This window comes from Polyangium sorediatum (genome assembly GCF_029946465.1).
Classification (GTDB): Bacteria; Myxococcota_A; Polyangia; order Polyangiales; family Polyangiaceae; genus Polyangium; species Polyangium fumosum.
In genome coordinates, this window is record NZ_JARZHI010000027.1 from 23,586 (window position 1) to 44,272 (window position 20,687).

Annotated in this window: 18 protein-coding genes; 6 read left to right on the forward strand and 12 right to left on the reverse strand. The window is 68.2% G+C overall.

Translation table 11 applies throughout. The features are described from left to right. Positions 1 to 6: 6 nt before the first annotated feature. Together hscA and QHF89_RS26915 are read left to right on the forward strand one after the other, a co-directional pair. A complete protein-coding gene (gene hscA, locus QHF89_RS26910) occupies positions 7 to 1,965 on the forward strand; it encodes a Fe-S protein assembly chaperone HscA (protein ID WP_136970655.1) in 1,959 nt (652 codons plus the stop codon). After that, positions 1,965 to 2,327: a 2Fe-2S iron-sulfur cluster-binding protein gene (locus QHF89_RS26915; protein WP_136932293.1), complete on the forward strand. Its 363-nt coding sequence runs from the start codon at positions 1,965 to 1,967 to the stop codon at positions 2,325 to 2,327. Before hscA ends, QHF89_RS26915 begins: the two co-directional genes overlap by 1 nt. On the opposite strand, the gene QHF89_RS26920 is transcribed toward QHF89_RS26915, so the two are convergent. Beyond that, the gene (locus QHF89_RS26920) at positions 2,324 to 2,587 is read right to left on the reverse strand and encodes a hypothetical protein (protein WP_136932292.1); all 264 of its coding nucleotides are present in this window, start codon (positions 2,585 to 2,587) and stop codon (positions 2,324 to 2,326) included. The genes QHF89_RS26915 and QHF89_RS26920 overlap by 4 nt on opposite strands. Before the next feature lie 164 nt (positions 2,588 to 2,751). Here QHF89_RS26920 and QHF89_RS26925 point away from each other — a divergent pair, with 164 nt between their 5' ends. Then, on the forward strand, positions 2,752 to 5,067 hold the full coding sequence (locus QHF89_RS26925; RefSeq protein ID WP_284720975.1) for a GumC family protein: 2,316 nt from the start codon (positions 2,752 to 2,754) through the stop codon (positions 5,065 to 5,067). A gap of 111 nt (positions 5,068 to 5,178) precedes the next feature. On the opposite strand, the gene QHF89_RS26930 is transcribed toward QHF89_RS26925, so the two are convergent. Genes QHF89_RS26930 through QHF89_RS26945 form a run of 4 tightly spaced genes read right to left on the reverse strand, consistent with a single transcriptional unit; the run spans position 5,179 to position 9,834 of the window. Then, entirely contained in the window at positions 5,179 to 6,213 is a 1,035-nt protein-coding gene (locus tag QHF89_RS26930; RefSeq protein ID WP_136970654.1) for a GNAT family N-acetyltransferase, read from the reverse strand. A gap of 7 nt (positions 6,214 to 6,220) precedes the next feature. Next, complete coding sequence (locus QHF89_RS26935; protein WP_136970653.1) at positions 6,221 to 6,970, reverse strand: polysaccharide deacetylase family protein; 750 nt, start codon at positions 6,968 to 6,970, stop codon at positions 6,221 to 6,223. A gap of 55 nt (positions 6,971 to 7,025) precedes the next feature. Further along, positions 7,026 to 8,546 (reverse strand): glycosyltransferase family 4 protein, encoded by a 1,521-nt coding sequence (locus QHF89_RS26940; protein WP_284720976.1) that lies wholly within the window; start codon positions 8,544 to 8,546, stop codon positions 7,026 to 7,028. 55 nt (positions 8,547 to 8,601) lie between these two features. Further along, positions 8,602 to 9,834 carry a glycosyltransferase family 4 protein gene (locus tag QHF89_RS26945; RefSeq protein WP_136970651.1) on the reverse strand — a complete coding sequence of 411 codons (1,233 nt, stop codon included), beginning with the start codon at positions 9,832 to 9,834 and terminating at the stop codon, positions 8,602 to 8,604. A 100-nt stretch (positions 9,835 to 9,934) separates the two neighbouring features. Here QHF89_RS26945 and QHF89_RS26950 point away from each other — a divergent pair, with 100 nt between their 5' ends. The 3 genes from QHF89_RS26950 to QHF89_RS26960 all read left to right on the forward strand — a co-directional run bounded on the left by QHF89_RS26950 (position 9,935) and on the right by QHF89_RS26960 (position 13,063). Continuing rightward, on the forward strand, positions 9,935 to 11,689 hold the full coding sequence (locus tag QHF89_RS26950) for a carbamoyltransferase family protein (protein ID WP_136970650.1): 1,755 nt from the start codon (positions 9,935 to 9,937) through the stop codon (positions 11,687 to 11,689). A 44-nt stretch (positions 11,690 to 11,733) separates the two neighbouring features. After that, positions 11,734 to 12,321 (forward strand): Uma2 family endonuclease, encoded by a 588-nt coding sequence (locus QHF89_RS26955; RefSeq protein WP_136970680.1) that lies wholly within the window; start codon positions 11,734 to 11,736, stop codon positions 12,319 to 12,321. Positions 12,322 to 12,424: 103 nt separating this feature from the next. Continuing rightward, positions 12,425 to 13,063: a hypothetical protein gene (locus QHF89_RS26960; RefSeq protein ID WP_136970649.1), complete on the forward strand. Its 639-nt coding sequence runs from the start codon at positions 12,425 to 12,427 to the stop codon at positions 13,061 to 13,063. A gap of 11 nt (positions 13,064 to 13,074) precedes the next feature. On the opposite strand, the gene QHF89_RS26965 is transcribed toward QHF89_RS26960, so the two are convergent. The 7 genes from QHF89_RS26965 to QHF89_RS26995 all read right to left on the reverse strand — a co-directional run bounded on the left by QHF89_RS26965 (position 13,075) and on the right by QHF89_RS26995 (position 20,682). After that, entirely contained in the window at positions 13,075 to 15,270 is a 2,196-nt protein-coding gene (locus QHF89_RS26965) for a metallophosphoesterase family protein (protein WP_136970648.1), read from the reverse strand. After that, positions 15,267 to 16,535: an AAA family ATPase gene (locus QHF89_RS26970; protein WP_136970647.1), complete on the reverse strand. Its 1,269-nt coding sequence runs from the start codon at positions 16,533 to 16,535 to the stop codon at positions 15,267 to 15,269. The genes QHF89_RS26965 and QHF89_RS26970 overlap by 4 nt, the downstream gene beginning before the upstream one ends. A gap of 58 nt (positions 16,536 to 16,593) precedes the next feature. After that, complete coding sequence (locus tag QHF89_RS26975) at positions 16,594 to 17,361, reverse strand: class I SAM-dependent methyltransferase (RefSeq protein ID WP_284720977.1); 768 nt, start codon at positions 17,359 to 17,361, stop codon at positions 16,594 to 16,596. Positions 17,362 to 17,524: 163 nt separating this feature from the next. After that, the gene (locus tag QHF89_RS26980; protein ID WP_284720978.1) at positions 17,525 to 18,103 is read right to left on the reverse strand and encodes a glycosyltransferase; all 579 of its coding nucleotides are present in this window, start codon (positions 18,101 to 18,103) and stop codon (positions 17,525 to 17,527) included. Continuing rightward, positions 18,100 to 18,546 (reverse strand): hypothetical protein, encoded by a 447-nt coding sequence (locus QHF89_RS26985; RefSeq protein WP_136970644.1) that lies wholly within the window; start codon positions 18,544 to 18,546, stop codon positions 18,100 to 18,102. Before QHF89_RS26985 ends, QHF89_RS26980 begins: the two co-directional genes overlap by 4 nt. Further along, entirely contained in the window at positions 18,543 to 19,694 is a 1,152-nt protein-coding gene (locus tag QHF89_RS26990) for a glycosyltransferase (protein ID WP_136970643.1), read from the reverse strand. Before QHF89_RS26990 ends, QHF89_RS26985 begins: the two co-directional genes overlap by 4 nt. Positions 19,695 to 19,701: 7 nt before the next feature. Then, on the reverse strand, positions 19,702 to 20,682 hold the full coding sequence (locus QHF89_RS26995) for a CgeB family protein (RefSeq protein WP_136970642.1): 981 nt from the start codon (positions 20,680 to 20,682) through the stop codon (positions 19,702 to 19,704). Between the last annotated feature and the right edge of the window lie 5 nt (positions 20,683 to 20,687).

Consider the following 20,687-nt stretch of genomic DNA (forward strand, 5'->3'; position numbering starts at 1 on the left):
GCCCTCATGGCTCTCCTCGAAATCTTCGACCCCAAGGCGGCCCCGAGGCCGATCGGCATCGACCTCGGCACCACGAACTCGCTCGTCGCGCGTGTCCGTGACGGCAAGCCAGTCGTCATCGCCGACTGCAACGCGGAGAAGCTCGTCCCTTCGGTCGTGCACTACGACCCGCGCGGCCGCGTGATCGTCGGCGCAGATGCGCAGCGCCTCGCGGTCGATTTCCCGCGCGAGACCATCGTCAGCGTGAAGCGCTTCATGGGGCGCGGGGCTGACGATCCCGAGACGCGCAGGCTTGGCACGTACGAGTTCGTCGAGCCGAAGACGCCCGAGGAAGCGAAGAGCGTGCGGTTCAAGATCCGCGATCGCTCGGTCACGCCCGTCGAGGTCTCGGCCGAGGTCCTCAAGGTCCTCCGTTCGCTCGCCGAGGACGAGCTGCGCTCCGTCGGCGGCGTGGTGATCACCGTGCCTGCGTACTTCGACGACGCGCAGCGACAGGCGACGAAGGACGCGGGCAAGCTCGCGGGCCTCGACGTGCTCCGGCTCCTCAACGAGCCGACCGCCGCGGCGCTCGCGTATGGCCTCGAAAAGCAGAAGAACGGCCTGTTCGCCGTGTACGACCTCGGCGGCGGCACCTTCGACGTCACGATCCTCCTGCTCGACGACGGCGTCTTCCAGGTGCGCTCGACCGGCGGCGACAGCGCGCTCGGCGGCGACGACATGGATCGCGCGCTCGCCGAGCGATTGCTCCACGACCTCGGTGTTCCAGCGGAGAACCGCCCTCGCGAGCTCGTGCGGCTCGCGCTCGATACGGCGCGCAAGATCAAGCACGGGCTCACCGAGACCGACCGTGTCGAGGCCGAGATCGAGGTCACGGGTGGCACGCGCAAGCTCGCCGTCACGCGGGACGAGTTCGACGCGCTGATCAAACCGATCGTCGAGCGCACGGGCGTCGCTTGCCGGCGCGCGCTCCGTGACGCGGGCGTGTCGGCCGACGAGCTCGACGGCGTCATCCTCGTCGGCGGCTCGACCCGCGTGCCGTACGTGCGGCAGTACGTGGAAAAACTCTTCGGCAAGCCGCCGCTCTGCGACCTCGATCCCGAGGAGGTCGTCGCGCTCGGCGCGGCGATCCAGGCCGACATCCTCGCCGGGACGAAGGAGCGCGCCGACGAGATCCTCCTGCTCGACGTCCTGCCGCTCTCGCTTGGCCTCGAAACGATGGGCGGCGTCGTCGAGAAGATCCTCCCGCGCAACACCACGATCCCGGCCGGCGCACGACAAACCTTCACCACGTACGCCGACAACCAGACCGGCTTCGATCTCCACATCGTCCAGGGGGAGCGCGAGCTCGCGATCGACTGCCGCTCCCTCGCTCGATTTGTCCTCAAAGGAATCCCGCCCATGCCCGCGGGCCTCGCGCGGCTCGAAGTCACGTTTCGCGTGGATGCGGACGGGCTCCTCAGCGTCACCGCGAACGAGCTCACGACGGGCGTCGAGCAGAAGGTCGAGGTCAAGCCGAGCTACGGCCTCACGGACGAGGAGGTCGAGACGATGCTCATGGCCGCGCTCGATCACGGCGAGGAGGACCTCGAAAAACGTCAGCTCATCGAGGCGCGCGTCGAAGCCGAGCGGGTCGTGCTCGCCACGAAGAAGGCGCTCGTCGCTGACGCCGACTTGCTCGAAGGCAACGAGGAGCGCGCGCGCATCGATGAAGCGCTCGCCGGGCTTGAAGAGGCCATCCGTGGGACGCGCGCTGCGATCATCCGCGGCCGCACCGAGGTCCTCGACGACGTCACGCACGGCTGGGCCGGCAGGCGCATGGATCGCGCGATCGCTCGGGCGATCGCGGGCAAGGACGTGACGGCGATCGAAGGCACCGTGGCGAAGGCGAGGGGCGTCGAGGCGCACCTCGCCGAGCATGCGGGGCACAATGCACCGGACGGCGATGCCTCCGGGACGGGGAGCTGATGGCAAAGGTACGGTTTTTGGCGCACGGATCGACGTACGACGTCGAGGTCCCGGTCGGGACTTCGCTCCTCGAAGCGGCGCGCAAGGTCGAGGCGCCCGAGGGCTCGGCGTGCGGCGGCGTGTGCGCGTGCTCGACGTGTCACGTCTACGTGTTGCGCGGCAAAGAGCTGCTCTCCGAGGCGGAGGAGGAAGAGGAGGACATCCTCGACAAGGCCTTCGACGTGCGGCTGAACTCGCGGCTCGGCTGCCAGGCGAAGATCCAGCGCGAGGGCGACATCGAGGCCGAGATCACGCGCGAGAGCCTCGACGCCTTCTACAACGAGCACCCGCAGTACACGGACCCGCGCAAGAAGAAGGGCTAACGCTCGCTCGCGGGCTTCGGCTTCGCGTCGGGCAGGGCCGGGGCGCGCTTCGCTCGTTCGACGTTCGCGGCCACCTCGTGGGCGAGGTCGCGCGCCGCGTGGGCGAAGGCTTGCGCGGCTTCGCGCGCCGGCTTCGTCGAGAAGATCGCCACGACGTGCTGCGCCGACGTCTTGCTCCCGACGGGGACGAGGAAAAACGCGAGGCTCCCGAGCAGGAGCACCACGCCGTTCACCAGGCGCTTGACGAGATCACCGAGCACGCTGGGCCGACCGTAGCCCGCCCACCCCCGATCCCCCCAATTTTCGGCCGCGATCCTTGCCAGGGAGTAAGCTCGTCCCGCGATCGCGGCCCGCTTGAACATCTGGGGGCGTGGGCGCACCTTAGGCGGAGCCGGCCAGCTCGGCCGCCCTTCCATTGGCCACCGTGACGGACGCATCTGGAACCTCGACCCTGACGCCCAAGCCGACCCAGGCCGTGGAGCGCGCGCCCGAGGGGGCCCTGAGCCCTGCCGTCGTTTGGCAGATGGTCCGCAAGTACTGGTCCACGGCGCTCGGCGCGGCGCTCGTGGTCTCGCTCGCGGCGACGTTCAACACGCTCGGCCAGGTCAAAATCTACCAGGCGCAGTCCACGATCCTGTTCGACCCGAACCCGCCGCGCCCCCTCGGCCAGAAGGTCGAGAACATCGTGGACCTCGGCTCGGGCAGCTTCTGGGACAACCGCGAGTATTACGAGACCCAATACAAGATCATCCAATCGATGAAGGTCGCGACGGCCGTCGTGAGCGAGCTCGGGCTCCAGCACGACGGCGGCTTCCTCGGCAACCTCCCCCCGGGCACGCCCTCGCCGGACGCGAGCGTGCCCGAGGAAATCGCGGCGGAGGTGCTCCGCGGTCGGATCAAGGTCGATCCGGTCAAGGAGAGCCGGCTCGCCGTGATCAAGCTGGAGGACGCCGATCCGCAGCGCGCCCAGCGTATTCTCAACGTCCTCGTCGATACGTACGTCCAGCAAAACCTCGACGATGCGGTGACCTCGACCGCGACGGCCGCGGATTGGCTGCGCAGCCAGCTCGACAAACTCAAGGTCGACCTCGAGTCGAGCGAAATGGCGCTGCACGATTACAAGGAGACCAAGAACATCCTCTCCGTCGCGATCGACGACCAGTCGAACATGCTGCGCGAGGAGATGAAGCAGCTCAATGACACGCTGACGACGGTCCGGACGCGAAAAGAAGAGTTCCAGGCGCGGCGGGACGAGCTCGCAAAGGTGAAGGGGGAAAACCCCACGGATTTGCCGGCGAGCGAGCTTTTGGAGAGCCATGTCTTGATGGGCCTCCGGACCTCGTACGAGGAGGCGATTCGCACGCGGGACGGCCTGCTCGGCGAGGGCAAGGGGCGCAATTACCCCGACGTGAAGGAGGCCGACGCGCGGGCCGATGCGGCGAAAAAGGCCTTGCTCGCCGAGGTGAAGAACATCCAGCGCGCCCTCGACAAGGATCTCGCCGTCCTGAAGCGTCAGGAGGCGGGCCTCTCGGGGCTCTTCGAGCGGTCGAAGAAGCAGGCGCTCGACCTGAACCTGCTCGAAATCGAATACAACCGCCTCCGTCGCTCGAAAGAGAACAACGAAAAGCTTTATTCGCTCGTCCTCGAACGCACGAAGGAGAGCGATCTCGCGCGTGTCCTCCGCGTGAACAACATCCGCGTCCTCGATCGGCCGCTCGTCCCGCGCGCGCCGGTGCGGCCGCAGGTGACGCGCAGCATTGCGATCGGCGTGTTCTTGGGCGTCCTCCTCGGCATTGCGACGGCGCTCGCGCGTGGGCTCCTCGATCGCAGCTTGAAGACGCCCGACGAGGTCGAAAAAGACCTTGGCTTGCCCTTCCTCGGCCTCCTGCCCGAGATCGACGAGGGCGGGAAGCCCGGGGCGCATTCGCCGCGGCGGCAGCGCGGCAAACCCGTGCGCGTGATGAACTCCGAGCTCATCGTGCACGAACAGCCGACGAGCGGCATCGCCGAGGCGGCGCGCACCATTCGGACGAACCTGCTCTTCATGGCCCCCGACAAACCCTACCGCACGCTGCTCATCACGAGCGCGGGGCCTTCGGAGGGCAAGACCACGGTGGCCACGTGTATTGCGATCGTCATGGCCCAGGCGGGGCAGAAGGTCGCGCTTATCGATTGTGATCTGCGCCGACCACGCGTGCACCGCGTCTTCCGGAAGACCTCCGAGGTCGGCGTGACCACGGCGATGCTCGAAGATTCGCTCGACGAGGCCGTGCTCGAAACGGACGTGCCGAACCTGTCGGTCATTCCCGCCGGCCCGATCCCGCCCAATCCGGCGGAGCTGCTCCACAGCGAAAAGTTCAAGAAGTTCCTCGACGACGTGAAGAAGCGCTTCGACCGCGTGATCATCGACAGCCCGCCGATCGTGCCGGTCACGGACGCGGCCGTGCTCTCCACGCTCGTCGACGGCACGGTGCTCGTCGTGCGTGCCTTCAAGACGACGAAGGACCTCGCGCGGCACGCGGTGCGCGCGCTGCAGGACATCAGCGCGACGAAGGCGGGCGCAGTGCTCAACGCCGTGAACTTCAACCGCGACGAATACAAGTATCGATATTATTACTACCGTCGCGAAGGGTATTACGAGGGCGAGGACGCGGCGGCGGCGCGGCCCGCGCGGAAGGCGGCTCGGGCCAAAGCGGCCGCCGAGGACGAGCAAGGCGCAGGGAGCGCTCCGCCGGCTTGAATCGGCCGGCATCTGCGGCCCGGGGCGCCCTTCTCGTCGCAGCGGCCTTCGTCGCCTTGGACCCCTGCTCCGACATGAATCCCCGATAACGACGAACCGCCCCAACGTGGCTCAGAACATGTCCATGTCGGCGTCGCGGTATTCCCACCCCTGATAGAGCGAGAGATCCGCATTCGACGTCGCGATCGCCACGATGGGCGTCGTGGAGCGTCTCGATAGGAAACCCAGCGCGGCGAGCGAGCTCCCGAGCCGGGCCGAGCGTGCGATCGTATAGACCTGTTCGAGGCCGCAGTGCCGGGCCTCCATGACGCAGGCCGCAAACAGCGCCCGGAGCGCGCCGCGGCTCCGTGGGTCGACGAGAGAATCACCGATGTGCAGGCGCGGCGGCTCGCCCGGAATGGGCAGGCGGGCCGAAGCCCAGGCGCGGAGCACGCCCGCCTCGTCGCGGAGCAGCACCTCGATGTAGTCGCGTCGCGGGCGCGCCAGGCGCCAGCGGACGTAGGCGTGCGGGCGTTCGAGCATACAATCGGAGGCGGCGAGCACCCTCGCCATGAAGCCTTGCCATTCGTGCTCGCCCGGAGGCCCGATCTCGTACCGGTAGCGCCCGAGGCGCAGCGGCAGCATTCGGTCGAACGCGGCGCCTGCGCATTCCGCGGCGAAGACGCCCTGCGGACCGAATCGCGCGCCGAGCGGGCCCCACGACACCGGACGGGCGGAGCGGTCCACGGGGAACATCGCCGAGAAGCCGAGGCGGCCCAGATAGATCCGCAGCGCCGTTTCGTTGGGCCAGCCGAAGACGGCTTCGTGGCCACGTGTGCCCGCGGCCTCGACGAGGAACCGGATCAATCGCTGGAAGAGCCCTTTGCCGCGGTAGTCGGGATGCGTGAACGCGCTGCTCAGGATCGCGGCGGAGACGCGCCGCCCCTGCACGAGAAAGTGCTGCGCGGCGAACCCCACGTAGCCGACCAGCCTGTCGCCGTCGAACGCGCCTGCGAGCAGCCCCTCGTGTGTGGGGTTCTGGAAGAACCACCAGTCCATGAAATCGGCGTCGAATTCCTCCGGCCGCACGCCGTGGAGCAACGCGAACGAGGCGACGTGCTCTCGGACCTCTTCGCGCGTGACGGCACGAATCAAAGGCTTCGTCATGAGCTCCTCAGGCGCGACGGTGCAGGCTCGCGCGCAAGCGGCGTTCAACGCGGAACGTCAGGAGCTGCCGCGCGAGGGGCGAGAGACGATAACGATCCCGCGGGCTGCGCATCGACGCGCTGATCACGTCGCGATACATCCAGAAGAGCGAGGTGGCGTCGTTCCGCGCCGGTCCGAAGCTACAACATGCGGCCTCGTAGCCGGCGCGGCGCACGGCGCGGACCACGCGCGCGGAGAGCGAGCCGCCGGGATACGCGAACAATGTGACGGGTTTGCCGAGCAAATCCTCGAGGTCCTGCCGGCTGCCGCGCAGCTCGTCTTCCAGGCGTGTTTCGTCGAGGCGCGCGAGATCCGGGTGCGTCCGCGTGTGCGAACCGATCGTCATGCCCGCGTCCACGAGCGTCCGCAATTCCGCGGGCCCCATTCGCTTCGCGCAGGAAACCCCCTGGCGCAGGTGGTCCGTCGTGACGAAAAACGTTGCGGAAATTCCGAGCGCTCGCAGGATCGGCAGCGCGTATTCGTGCTGGTTTCGCCAGCCGTCGTCGAAGGTCACGAACGCCGACCGATCGTCCTCCGCGATGCCGTCGTCGAGCTGACGAACGAGCTGATCGAGCGAGCCGAACCGATAGCCTCGCCGCCGCAGCTCCTCCAAGTGAAATCGGAACGCCTCGGGGCTGTGCCGGAACGTGAGCCCATCTTCGGCGGAGAATCCTGCGTCGTCGCCCTCGGGCAGGATGTGATGATAAAGCAGAATCACCGCGGGGCAGCCTTGGCGATCCGAAAGCGGCCGTCAAGCCTTCTCCTCGGCGTGCTCACGTCCCCGACGCGGCCTCGAGCGCCGGCGCTTCGGCCGCCGCCGCTTCCGCGAGCACCCGCGGCGCGAGGTGGCTCTTCACGCGCGCGAGGCTCGCCTCCACCATGTCCGTCACGACCTGGAGGAGCACCTCGGTTTGCGGCGAGACGTCGCCGAAATCGCTGCGCAGGCCGAATTTCAGCTCCGCGCGCGCCGCGTCGTCCCGGCCGATCGGATACCGCGCGGACACCACGTCCCGGCCGTAGGGATCGTCGTCCGTCGGGTTCGTCCAGCGATACGCCGTCGGTTCGCCGCCGGCCACAGGGAGAATCTCGACGTACGCGAGTTGTCCTTCGAGCCCGAAGAGCCCGAGCGCGGCGAGCACGTCGGCCTCCGATCGCGCCGCCTCGAAGCGCGCGGGGAGCCGCGGCAGGAGGCGCCGCAGGATCTCGCTGTCGCGCGAGCGGAGCCGCTCTTTTTGTCGCCTGCGCCCGTGGGCTTGCTCGAAATACCCCACGGCGCGCACGAGCCCGATGAACACCACGCTGCTCGCCACGAGCGCGAGCCCCACCTGCCAGCTCCGGCCGAGCGAGATTCCGATCGCCGCCACCGTGAGCAGCACGCTCACGCCGTAAATGAGGAGCACCGCGCGGCGGTGCGTGATGCCCATGTCGAGCAGGCGGTGGTGGATGTGCCCGCGATCCGGCGAGAAGAGCGGCCGCCGTTCGAGCCAGCGGCGCACCATCGCGAAGAGCGTGTCGAAGATCGGCACGCCGAGCGCCACCACCGGCACGAGGAGCGAGACCGCGGTCGACGCCTTTTGCGTCGCGCCGATGAGCGACGTCGCAGCGATGACGTACCCGAGGAAATAACTCCCCGAGTCGCCCATGAAGATACGCGCGGGGTTGAAGTTGTAAAAAAGAAACCCAATGATCGCGCCCATCATCGTCGCCATGAAGAGCGCCGGCAGCGTGCCGAACGACAGATACGCGACGACGAAATTCGTCAGGGCCGCGAAAAACACCACACCCGCGGCGAGCCCGTCGAGCCCGTCGATGAGGTTCACCGCATTTACGATGCCCACGATCCAGAGCACCGTGACGGGCAGGGCGAAGATGCCCATCGACAGCTCGCCCACGAAGGGCAAGGAAATCGCATCGATCCGAAATCCGCAGGCGAACGCGAGCACCGCCACCACGACCTGCGCATAAAGCTTGTGCAGCGCGCGTAGGCCCCGCGTGTCGTCGATCGCCCCCACGCCGCACAGGATCGCGCCGCCCGCGAAGAGGCCGATGACCTTGCGGACGTCCTGCGTGAACGCCTGCGCCACTACCGATTGGACGAAAAAGAGCCCCACGAGCGGCGCGAAGAACCCCACGAAAATCGCGAGGCCGCCGAGCCTGGGCGTCTCGTGGCGATGCACGTGCCTTCCACCGGGCCGCGCGACCGCACCAAGACGGAATGCGAGGAGGCGCACGAGCGGCGTGAGGATCCCACTGACGAGCGCCGAGAACGCGAACGCCGCCAGGTAGGTCCTCATGATCCGATGCCTCCCATCATCGCTGGATCTTGGTTGTTCGGTGGGCTTGCCACATTCAAGCGCGCTGCGCGAGCGGCGGCGGCTCTTTCGACGCCTCCTCCAACAGGGCGCGGAAGCGGGCCGAGGATACGGGACGATCGTAACGTTCGTCGAAGATCCTGCGGGCCCGCGCGCCCTTTTCATCCCAGGACGTTCTTCGCGTCACCGCATCTTCGAGCGCGTGGCATAGGCCCTCGACGTCGCCGGGGCGGCCGGTCCAGCCGAGATCGTGCTCGTGCACCACGCGGGCGACTTCGCAACGCGGCGGTCCGAGGTAGATCACAGGCCTCCCCGCGGCGAGCGCGCCGTAGAGCTTGCTCGGGACGAGCAGGCCTTCGAGATCCTCGCGCAGCGAGACGAGATGTACGTCCGCGGCCGAGAGGCTCTCGCCGATCGCGTCGTGGGGCTGATACGGCAGGAAACGCACGTTTTCGAGGCCTTTCGCGAGCGCCTCGGCCTCGGCGCGCCGCACGCCGTCGCCGATGAAGAGCACGACGAGCTCGGGGAGGCGGTCTTTCAAGCGCCGCGCGGCCTCGACGAAGGTCCGGACGTCGTGGCCGATGCCGAGGTTGCCGCTGTACATCGCCAGAAATCGTCCGTCCAAACCGTGGGTTTTTCGGAAAGGATGGTCCTCGCGTCCGCGGGGCGACACGAGGCGGCCGTCGGACCAGTTCGGCAGGACGCGGATGCGCTCGCGGGGCGCGCCTTGCGCGACGAGGCGGTCGGCCATGCCTTCGGAGAGCGCGACGATGCGGGCGGCGGCGTGGTGCGTGGCGCGGCCGAGGCCGAGCAACGCGAGCGACGCGGGGCCACGGGGCGCGAGATAACCGAGCTGGATCGCCGCCTCCGGATAGACGTCCTGCACCCACGTGACGAGCGGCAAGCGGCGCGCGAGGGCGACGAGCGCGCCGCCGGCGGCGATCATGGGCGGCGTCGTGAGCACGAGCAGCACGTCGGGTTTGGCTTCGAGGGCGGCGGCGAGCACGCTCGTGGCCCAGAACGACAGGTAATCGGCGAGGCGGCCGGCCATCGTGGCCTTGCCGAAGCGCGTGGCGTAGGGGCGGACGACGTCGACGCCGCGGAGGTGTTCACGGGCGGGGAGCGCTTCGCCGCCGAGGTATCCGCCGCGGCTCGCAATGACCGTCACCTCTTCGCCCGCGGCGGCGAGGTCCTCGCAGAGCTCGGTGAGGAGCTGCGAGGTGGCGGCGTGGTCGGGGGCATAAAATTGGTTGACGGCGACGACGCGCATGCGAAGGGATCCTGCGGGCGCGGGCCGCGCCGGCTTGACGCTGCCCGCTTTTGGTCGTTACCTTTCGCCTCCGCGCGGCCTGGGCGCAACGGAGAAATGAATGTCTCGTCTGGTCTTGGGCATCAATTCGGCCCACGGGGATGCGTCGGCGGCGCTCCTCGGTGAGGGGGGCATCCTCGCGGCGATCGCTGAGGAGAGGATCAACCGGAAAAAGCACTGCGCAGGTTTTCCGCGCCTCGCCGTGGCCGAGGTCCTGCGCCTCGCGGGGGCGACGCCCGAGGACATCACCGACATCGCGGTCGCGCGGGATCCGCGGGCGAACGTAGCGGCGAAGGTCGCGTTCATCGCGTCGAGGCCGTTCACGGGCGTCCCGAGCGCGGTGAAGCGGCTCGCGGTGCACCGCGAGGTCGCGACGAGCGGGGACCTCGTGGCCGAGGCGCTTGGCGTCCCGGAGGCCTCGATTCGGGCGAAATTCCACCGGGTCGAGCATCACCTCGCCCACGCGGCGAGCGCGTATTACTGGTCTCCGTTCGACCGCGCGACGACGATCACCTGCGACGGCGCGGGTGATTTCGCGACGAGCCTCGTCGGCCTTTGCGAGGGCAATCGCATCGAGGTCCTGCGAAAGAACCTCTGGCCTCACTCGCTCGGCGTGTTTTACACGGCCATCTGCCAGTTCCTCGGCTTCGACAAGTTCGGCGAGGAATACAAGGTGATGGGTCTGTCGGCGTACGGCGTCAATCGATTCGCCCGGGAGATGCGGCGCATCGTGCGTTTTCATCCGGAGCAGGGCATCCGGCTCGATTTGACGTGGTTTCGGCACCACAAGACGAGCGAGGGGATGGAGACCGTGGAGGGCGCGGAGATCCAGGTCCCTCGGCTCTGGTCGGACGCGATGGCCTCGCTCTTCGGCCCTGCGCGGCGGCGCGGGGAGCCGATCACGGATCGGGAGCGGGACATCGCGGCGTCGCTGCAGACGCGATTCGAGGAGATCTACCTCGCGCTCGTGGGGGACGCGGTCGAGCGGACGGGCGTGCGCAGCGTGGCGATGGCGGGCGGGTCGGTGCTGAATTCGGTGGGCAATGGTCGAATGATCACCGAGGGCTGGGTCGACCGGGCTTATTTCCAGCCGGCGGCCTCGGACGATGGCACGGCCGTGGGCGCGGCGCTCTGGGTGAAGCACGGCGTGCACGGCGAGGCGCGGACGCCCGAGGTGCGGCATGCGTACTGGGGCACGAGCTTCCAGGACCATGAGATCGAAACGGCGCTCGTGCATTCGGGCCTCCCGTTCAAGAAGCTCGGCCGGGATGGTTTGCTCGCGGCGGCTGCGCAGACGCTCTCCGAGGGCAAGATCGTCGGCTGGTTCCAGGGTCGCGAGGAATGGGGCCCGCGCGCGCTCGGCAATCGGAGCATTCTGTGCCATCCCGGCTGGCCGGGGATGAAGGCCACGCTGAACGCGCGCATCAAGAACCGCGAGCCCTTCCGCCCGTTCGCGCCCGTCATTCGGCTCGAAAAGCTGAGCACCTGTTTCCGCGGGGATCACGAGGTGCCTTTCATGATCATCGTCTACAAGGTCCGCCCGGAATGGAAGGACAAACTCTCGGCGATCACGCACGAGGACGGCACGGGCCGCGTGCAGACGGTGCGGCGGGCCGACAATGAGCTCTATTACGACCTGCTCGGGGTGTTCGAGGAGAAGACGGGGATCCCGGTTCTGCTCAACACGTCGTTCAATGAAAACGAGCCGATCGTGCACACGCCGGACGAGGCGATCGATTGTTATCGGCGCACGAAGATGGATGCGCTCGGGATCGGGTCGTTTTGGCTGGAAAAACCGGGCGGGGAGGGGGGCTGACGGCGAAGGGGCGGGCGTGCTACGTAGTGCGTGGAGGTTCGGTCATGGCGGAGCCGGCGGGGAGGCATTACGTTACGTTCGCCGAGTATCTGGCCTTCGAGCTGGCGAGCGAGACGAAGCACGAGTACGTGGACGGGCAGATCCTGGACAGGTTCGGAGACAACCCGGATCATGGGCTCGTATCGGCGAATGTGACGGCTGAGCTGGGCAACGAACTCCATGATCGGCATTATCGCGTTTACGGCCCTGATGTCCGAATCCGCGTCGAAGCGACGGGCGCGTCGCTGTACCCCGACGTGACTGTTGTGTGCGGCAGGCTCCAGCTCGATGCCGAGGACAAGGACGCCATCGTAAACCCCGTCGTGCTCGTCGAAGTGCTTTCGCAGCGCACCGAAGGTTACGACCGCGGCGAAAAGTTCGCGCATTACCGGCGGATCCCCTCGCTCCGCGAATACGTGCTCGTCTCCTACAAGACGAGGCGCGTCGAGGTATTCCGGCGCCACGATCTCGGCGGCTGGGCGCTGTACGAGGCGCAAGGCAGTGAGTCGATCGAGCTCGCGTCGATCGGCTGCATGCTTGCGCTGGACGAGGTGTACAGCAAAGCCTTCGAGGAGCCCGAGCTCGTCTCCTGATCAGCTTTGCGCAGCTCCAGGCCGCGTGACGCGGCGCGAGATTGCGCCGCCCGTCCGCTTCGTGGTACCGTGCGATATCGCATATCCGCCGAGGAATGGCATCATGGCGAGATCGCTTGGGATTTGCTTGATGGTCACCGCGCTCCTGACGCTCACGTCGGTCGTGCGCGCGGAGGAGCCTTCGCCCGCGGCGCCTGCCGCGCCGTTCACCTACGACCCGACGTTCCTCGCGGCGGGGCCGCGGATGTGCAGGCCCGGCGCGCAGGCTCGTTGCGCCTGCCAGGATGGGCGGCCGGGCACGCAGACCTGCGATTCGCGGGGCATCTTCTCGCTTTGCGCGTGCGCCTCGGTGACGATCGACCTCCCGCAGGCGCCCTCCGTCTCCGGGGTCCCCGTGGACGTCGACGTCGAGCGGCTGCGCCGGCCGAAGCAAAAAAAGAAGAAGAAGCGCTCGTCGGGCGTGGGGCTCCTGATCGGCGGCGCCGTCACACTCGGGATGGGCACTGCGAGCCTCGCTTGGGGCATCGATCGGGTGCGGGACAAGGGCAAGGACCCGCTCGGCATTGTGCTCATCTCGACGGGCGGGACGGCCATGCTCGTCGGGTTGCCGCTCACGATCGTCGGCATCGTCTTCGTGGCGACGCGCTCGTCGAGCCCAGACAAACCAACGAGCGCGGCGCGGAAGGACGAGAACAAGGTCCGCTTCATGCCCACGGCGGACGGGTTTGCCCTTTCGTTCTGAGAACGACGCTCCTACCAGAACAAATGCAACACGAGGACCTCCCGCCCAGCCGCGGTCTTCTCGTGCTCGATGCGTGCCTCCTCGTCGCTCTCGCCCGTGTGAACCACCACGAGCGCGCCGTGCGCGATTTCGCCGCTCTGCAAGCAGCGCTCGATCTGCTCGAATCGTTTCGGTAGGACGTCCCCGAGCCTCCGTAACAGATGCACCTCGATGATCGAGCGGATCGCCGGGGCATCGTTCGGGTTTCCGATGAGAATGTCCGGCCGCGTCGCCTCGGGGAACGAGCGCTCCACGGACACGGGCCCATCCACCACATGTTTCAACGAAGTGGCGATGAACTCCACGAGCATTTCCTCGCGGGCCGCGTCCTTCGCCACCTTGCCGCGCACCTTGCGGTGAATGAACTCCGCCACCCGCCCGAGCGCCTTCTCCAAGAAGTGAGGATCCGACCGCGGAATACGCGTCGCCCCCTCCGCTTCGAGCTCGTCGGCGGCCGTCTTGCTCAGCGCCGTGCTCATGCGCCGCTCGTCCACCACGTTCGCGAGCAGCGCCGGATCGTCCACCTTCGCCGCCGCGGCCCGCGCGACCTTCTTCGCCACCGCTTTCGACATTCGGCTGCTCGGCGCCTCGATGCCGAGTTCCTTCGCCACCTGCCTTTGCACGGCCTCCGGCGCGGCTTCCACGGCCTCTTCCGTCGCCCGGGCCAGATGCCTCCGCAAGGTGCTCGGCGTCCGTTTCTTTTCGGGCACGCCGAACGTGTGCGCGTAGCCGTCCTTCGCGTCGTCGGGGAATACTTTGGTATCAAGCACCCAAGGATCCGCGCCCGAGGCGTACGTGTACGGGGTGATTCGCACCTTGCCCGAGCGCGGCCGAAGCTCGCCGAGCAGGCAGCCATTCGGCCACGGGCTGCCCTGGTAGGCCGACGGAGCCGCGAGCTCGACGAACCCCCCGCGCTGCGAGGCAATGCCGCGGCTCTTCGGCTGGTGCATGTGGCCGCGCAGCACGAGGTCGAACAGGCGCTCGAAGCGGTGCTCGATGATGTCGCGTTCCAGCTCGTGCAGCTCTTCGAACGGATGGTGGATGAGCGCGATCGCGGCCCGCGCGCCCTCGTCGGCGATGCGATCGCCGGCGCGGTCCACGTTCGGCTCGCCGAGCCAGAGCTTTCCGTGATCGTCGTCGCCCTGCGCGAAAAACGCCGAATTGAACGACGCCACCGCGATCCGCGCCCCGCGCACCGTCACGACCTCCACCGCATGCGCGCCGACGCCGAGCCCGAGCGCGCGATCTTGCCCGAGCAGCGGCGCGAGCGCCGCGCGATAGGCTTCGAGCTTCTGCATGTGGAACCGCCTTGCATGCTCGTCCTCGAAGAATGCAATCGCCTCCTCGTCCTTGTCGAGCGTGCGCCGGAGCCAGCGGCCCACGTCGCGGTCGACGTCGTGGTTGCCGGGGACGACGAAGAAATGGGAGGGCGCGACGCCCGTCACGTTGAGGAGGTGCTGGAAGAGATCGACCACGAGCTCGAACTCGTCGGGTTTGCCGCTGTGGGCGAGGTCGCCCGTCACGAAGATCAGATCGAGCGGGAATCGCGCGCGGTCCTGCGCGAGGAAATCGACGAGGCCGCGGAGCACGCGGTCCTGATCGTATCGCTTCACCCGCTGGGGCCTCAAATGGAGGTCCGAGAGGTGGAGGAATCGAAGGGGAGGTTCTTCGGAGGGCACGCCCGGCGCGCGCTCGGGCAAGGCGCCGAGCTTCCGGGCCATCGCGATGAGCTCTGCGGGCGCGGGCAGCTCGTACGTTCGCGCGGCCCACGTGAAGAAATCGGGCGCCTTTTGCCGGAGGATTCGCTCCGTCTCGCGGGAGACGACGAGCAAGACGGGGCCGGCGAGCCGCCGCAAGAATTCGCGCTCGGCGTTCAGGAGGCCCGCGAACGCGCCGCCGCTGAAGGGGCCCCACGGTGCAGCGGAAAGCACGTAAGCGTCGGCCGCGCGTTCGTGCGTCAGCTCCACCCAGCGCGCCGGGCCCATGTCGACGTCACACGCGCCGAGGTCCTCCATGTGCATCGGCGCTCGCTGCAAAATGCCCACGAGCAGGCCACGCGCCTCGTCGAGCGTGGCGTCGGATTCAGCCACCATGACGAGCAAGGACGGCGAGCCCTGCGTCAGCGAGAGCCGCGCGGAGAGCTCCTCGATGCGCGCTTCCGGCGTCATCCGGCCCAGGTCTCCATTTGCCGGAGGAGCTGCTCGACGGGATCGGGCAGCGAATACCAGGCAATGCCATTGCGATATTCGATCACCCAGAGCCCGTAGAGGAGCTGCTTCGTCACGTCGCCCTGGCCTTCGAGCCGGAACTCGCGCCGCACCTTTTCGAGCACCGGCAAGAAGCGCGGATCGTACGCGCGGCGGAACGACTCGCGCTGGTCGGCGATCGCAGCGGCCACGTCTTGCTCCTCGATGAACGTGCCGCGGCGGACGTGGGCCTTCACCACGCTCGATTGGAGGAGCCGCGCGAGCTCGCGGATGTTGCCGCCCGAGCCTACAATCGCGCGTTCGACGGCCTCGGGCATCACGATCCGCGCGTCGATCGGCTCGACGCGCGCCTCCACGATGCGGCGCATGATGCTCACGCCCTGCTCGGAGCGCCGCCGCGTGTTCGTGTGCGGGTTGAGATCGTAGAGACGAACCGCGGGCAGGACCGCGCTGCCCGCATTGTTGTACCTCTCGGAGAGGACGTTGAACGTGGGCTCGTAGATCAGCGAAATTGGGATTGTCAAAATCGCCGCGCCTGGCGCCTCGACCATCGGCTTCTTCTCGTCGCCGAGGAACGCGTCGCGCGCCTGCACGGGCGGAAGTTTGTCGAGGCCATCGAGCAGCACGACGGGCCTGTGTTCTTCGAGATCGTCGAGCAGGCCGGCCAGCATGTCGATCGGCTCGAAGCCTGATTCCTTGATTTGCCGGCGCAGCTCGTCACGCAGGAGCTTGCTCTCGCGCACCGTGGAGAGCAGCCGGCGCAGCGCGGCGCCGAGGGCGTCGAGGTCGGGCGTGACGGGCGAGCCGAGCAGGCGTTCGAGGGCGCTGCGCAGCATCTCGGTCGTCTTTTCCGAGAGGCTGATTCCCGCTTGTTTTACCTCCGCGACGAGCTCGGCCTTGGCGGCAAGGTACATCTCCAGCGAGCCGAGGTCCTGCACGGCCGTCTGTGCTTCGAGGTCGACGAACGCGACGAGCCGCCCCTCGCGCCGCAGCCGGTGGGCGATGCTGAGCAGGAGCGTGGTTTTGCCGCATCCGGGCTGGCCGGCGAGCAGGAGCTTCGCGTTGTCGTTCAGGTCGAGCGCGGCTTCGAGCTCGGCGCGATAGTGCTCGTGCGCTTCCGGGACGTACGAGGAGCCAGGGCCGTCGTCGGCGTCGAGGTAGGGCCGGTAAATCGGGTCGAAGACCCGGGTCAGCGCGCGGAATTTCGCTCGGGGATCGGGGCTCATGCCGGCACCTCCGATGAAACTAGCGGCCTCGCGGCCGGGGGGCAAGCGGGCGGCACGGTCAGCTCCGCGGCTTCTGCGCAACGAGGAGCTGGATGTCGCCGATCTGCGTGACCACGCTCTGCCTGCGGCGCTCCCACGCGCCCGGGTCGAAATGGCGCAGCGCGCGCCCGAGGACGACGCCGACCAGCACGTTTCGGAGGCGCCGCGCCACGTACCTGGGCGCCGAGCGCTCGAACGAGGGCGTCGAATACACGACGTCGAGGCCCGCGGCCCAGACGAGGCGTGAGAGCGACCCGTACGAGAACACGTGAATGTGCTCAGGGGGGCAGAACCAGTGCGAGCGCGCCGCGACGTCGCGCTCCGAGGCGTCGCCGCAGAGGGGCGTGTCGCAAAAGAAAAAACCGCCCGGCTTGAGGACGCGGCGCACCTCGCGCATCGCCGCGTGCGGGTCGCGGACGTGCTCGATCACGGCCCAGGACGTGACGGCGTCGAAGCTTCCATCCTCGAACGGCAAGCCCCCCTCCGCGTCGAGGTTGCCCGGAAAAACTTGGACCCTGGGCGCATATTCTTTGCGCACGGAGTAATCGCAGCCGACGGCGTCGAAGCCGGCTTCGAGGGCCTGCGAGAGGAACCCACCTTCCCCGCAGCCGACGTCGAGCAGGCGGCCCTTCGGCTGGTGTCGACGCACGAGCGCGAGCTTCGCGGCGTGGCGCTTCGGCATCTCGCGGGCGAACCGTTCGGCGCCCATGCCCGCGGTGTAGCTCTCCGAAAAACCAGCGTAATGTTTTGCCAGCTCCTCCACCGTGGGCAGAACGTTCGATTGCACGGTGCCGCAGGTGGCGCAGCGGAAACAGGCGATCTCCTCGAAGGACTCCTCCGGCGCTCCACGCGCCCCGCAGATTCGGCACGCGGAACGCGTGTTTTCGCGGGTCATGCTCATCGCGCCGCCAAACGTAGCGGGAGCGCGGCGCGGGGGCAAGCGCGTGGTCTCATCGCACGCGCAGCCGATCGAGCCGCGGACCGAGCGCCGCGAGCGCGCTCATGGCGAGTTTTCCAAGGAGCGGCGGGCGCGCGCGGGCCGGCCCTTCGGCGATCGCGCGCGCCACGGGCAAGAGCCGCGCAGGATCCTCGTCCCGCGGAGGACCCCGCCGCGCCTCGCCCCGCGCATAGCGCAAGAGCGCCGCGCGCAGGGATTCGGCATCCTCGGCGACCTCGAGCCGCCCTTCCTGCCCGAGGGCCGCGACGATTTCGAGCTGGTGGTCGTTCACGATCTCGCCGAACCCGGCGCGGCGAGGGGCGACGATCGGGCGATGGCCGCGGCGGAGGGCATCCGAGAGCGTGCCGACGCCCGCGTGGCAAACGACAACGTCGGCGTGATCCATTTCGTGCTCGAATTCAGCGCGCGAAAGGTTCTCGCGTGGCGCGAGCGCGCGCGGGCGAACTCGGCTCGGTCCGTGCTGGCAAAGGCCTTCCACGGGCACGTCGAGCGCCGACGTGGCCTCGTCGACCCAGCCGAGCAGCCGGTCGAAGGGGACGAGCGCATTGCCGACGGTGACGAAGATCCTCATCCGAAATGAATGCTCGCCTTCTCGGCCCGCGGGAAAAACTGCGCGAGCGTGTCCCATTGATAAAAGAATCGGTGCGCGAGCGGCGCCATCAGGCGGCCCGTGAGCGTGGGGCGGACGATCGCCGCGGCCGTCTCGACGAACACGATCCGCGCCCGCGTGCCGAGCCGCGCCACGAGCGCGACCGGGACCGCCGGGCCCGCGCCGGCCGAGAGCACGATGTCGGGATCCTCATGCCGCAGGATCCGCGCGGCTTCGAGCAGGTTGAAGAGCACGCGCGCGTCTCGCTCGGCATGCGCGATGCGGTAGACCCGGGCGAACGGGAAATCCGGCCATGCGGCCTCGTCGTTGAGGACGAGAACGACCTCGTGGCCCGCGAAGACCGGGGCGAGCTGCATGATCTCGGTCAGGTGACCGCCGACCGAGGAGACGACGAGGATTTTCATGGTCGTCTCCGGCGCAGGGCGAGGGCCTCGTATTGCGTGAGCATCTGCTTTGCAATGGCGTCCCAGCCGTACCCCGCGGCCACGGCGCGCCCCGCTTCTCCCATGCGCCGGGCCCGCGCGGGGTCTTCGAGGATCAAAAGCAGCGCCTCGGCGATACGCTCGGGCGTATTCTCGACCCACGCACCCGCGCCGCGTTCTTCCAGGATCTTCCAGGGACAAGCCTTGCTCACGACGACGGGTGTACCCGCGGCGAGCGCCTCGGCCACGACGATGCCGAAGTTCTCACCGTGCGAGGGCAATACGAGGACCGTCGCCGATGCGAGGAGCTCCTGTTTTTCCTTCCCGTACACAGGCCCGAGAAACCGCACGCGGGGGCGGGGCGTGACGCGGGCGAGCAGCGCCTCGACGCGTGCTTGTTCGCCGTCCTCGTCCGGGCCGGCGACGAGCGTCTCCACCTCGGGCAGGATGGCGGCGACGCGGGCGAGGGCAGGGACGAGCACGTCGAAGCCCTTCACCGGGTGGATGCGGCCCAAAAAAACGATCCGCGCCTTCTCGCGTGGCACGTCGGGGAGCACATCGGGCACATCGACGCCATTGGGCACGACGAATGTGCGCGCGCCGGGGACGTGGTGGAGGATCTCGCGCGCCTCCTCGTCGCTCGTCGCGTGCACGCCCGCGGCGGAGAGGACGTTCTTCCGTTCGACGAGCTCGAAATAGGGAGCCTTTTTCCAGCGCTTCGAGCCGATGGCCCACGGCATCAACGTGCCCTGCGGCGAGAGGACCGCGGGCACACCCGCGCGCCGGGCGAGGGCCATGGTCGCGGCCGACGAAAACGAGAACAGGGCCGTGACATGGACCAGATCCCAGCGCGGGATCTCCCGGGCAAGGTGGAGCGCGAGCGGCGCGGAGACGGCGAATCGCGTGCGAGGCCTGCGCGGAAAATACCGGACGGGCACGCCTTCGGCGAGCGTTTTTTCTGCGTGGGGTACGGCGAGATCCCCCGCGCCGTCGGCGTCCGTCGTGACAACCTCGACCGTCACGCCGAGGCCGAGGAGGCGCTGGCAAAGACGAAGCACGCCTTCGATCGGCCCGCCATACCGCGTCGCGGGCCAGAAGCTCGGAATGACGTGGAGGACGCGGAGGGACATGAAAACGTCAGGCGAAATCCGCGAGGATGGTTTCGAGCCGGTGTCGATACGTGTGCTCGGCGAGGGCGCGGCGCGCGCCGGCCTCGCGGATCGCGAGCATGTCGGCCGGGAAGCGGCGCGCGTGTTCGAGGTGGCCCCGGAGCTCCTCGTACGTCTCGAAGGTGAGCACCTCTTTTCCGGGCTCGAAGCACTGGAGCAGCGTCGGCCGGAACTCCACGAGCTGGAGCCCGCCGGCGCCCGCGATCTCGAACGCACGGCAATTCATCGAGTTGCCCTCCGCCAGCGCGAACGTGTTGAGGCAAGCTATCCCCGCCCCGAACACGCGGCTCTTCTCCTCGCGGACGACGTATTTCCCGGAAAAACTCGCGCGGATCTCCTTCGCCGACCAGGGCGGCGGCTCGGTGCCATACAGTTCGAGCCGCGCGCCGTCGCGGAGCAGGCGCAGGAGGACGGCCTGGCGAAAGGCGTAATAGTTTCCTGCGACGACCACGGCGTCGCTCGTCTGCTTCGCGAGCGGCCGATGCCAGCGCGGGTTCATCGCCTCGTGCAGGAGCGCGCATTCCTTGCCCGCGAGCCGTAGCTTTTTCACGGCGTCCGGGTCCTTGACGTACACCTTGTCCCAGAAGGGATTCACGAGCCCGAACCTGCGGCTGTTCGCGGGCGCGTCGCCCCACCAGAGAATACGCCGGCCCGGGACGAAGCGGCCGAGCGCGTCGAGGACCTCGGGGTGCACGTCCCACGTGAGCGCGAGCAAGATGTCCGGGCGGCGCGCCTCGACGAAGCGGAGGAGCTTGCGATCCTGCGGCAAGGGCGCATCCCCGAAGACCCGCTCTTCCACCATGCGGAGCGCGCGGCGAGGGACGGACCAGTACGTGGCGTGATCGACCTCTTCCGCGCCCAGGACCTCGTGGCCCATCTCCACGAGCGTCTCGGCGACGTTGTCGGCAAAGCCGTCCGCGAATCGAGGGCCGAGGACGAGGACACGCATGGCGC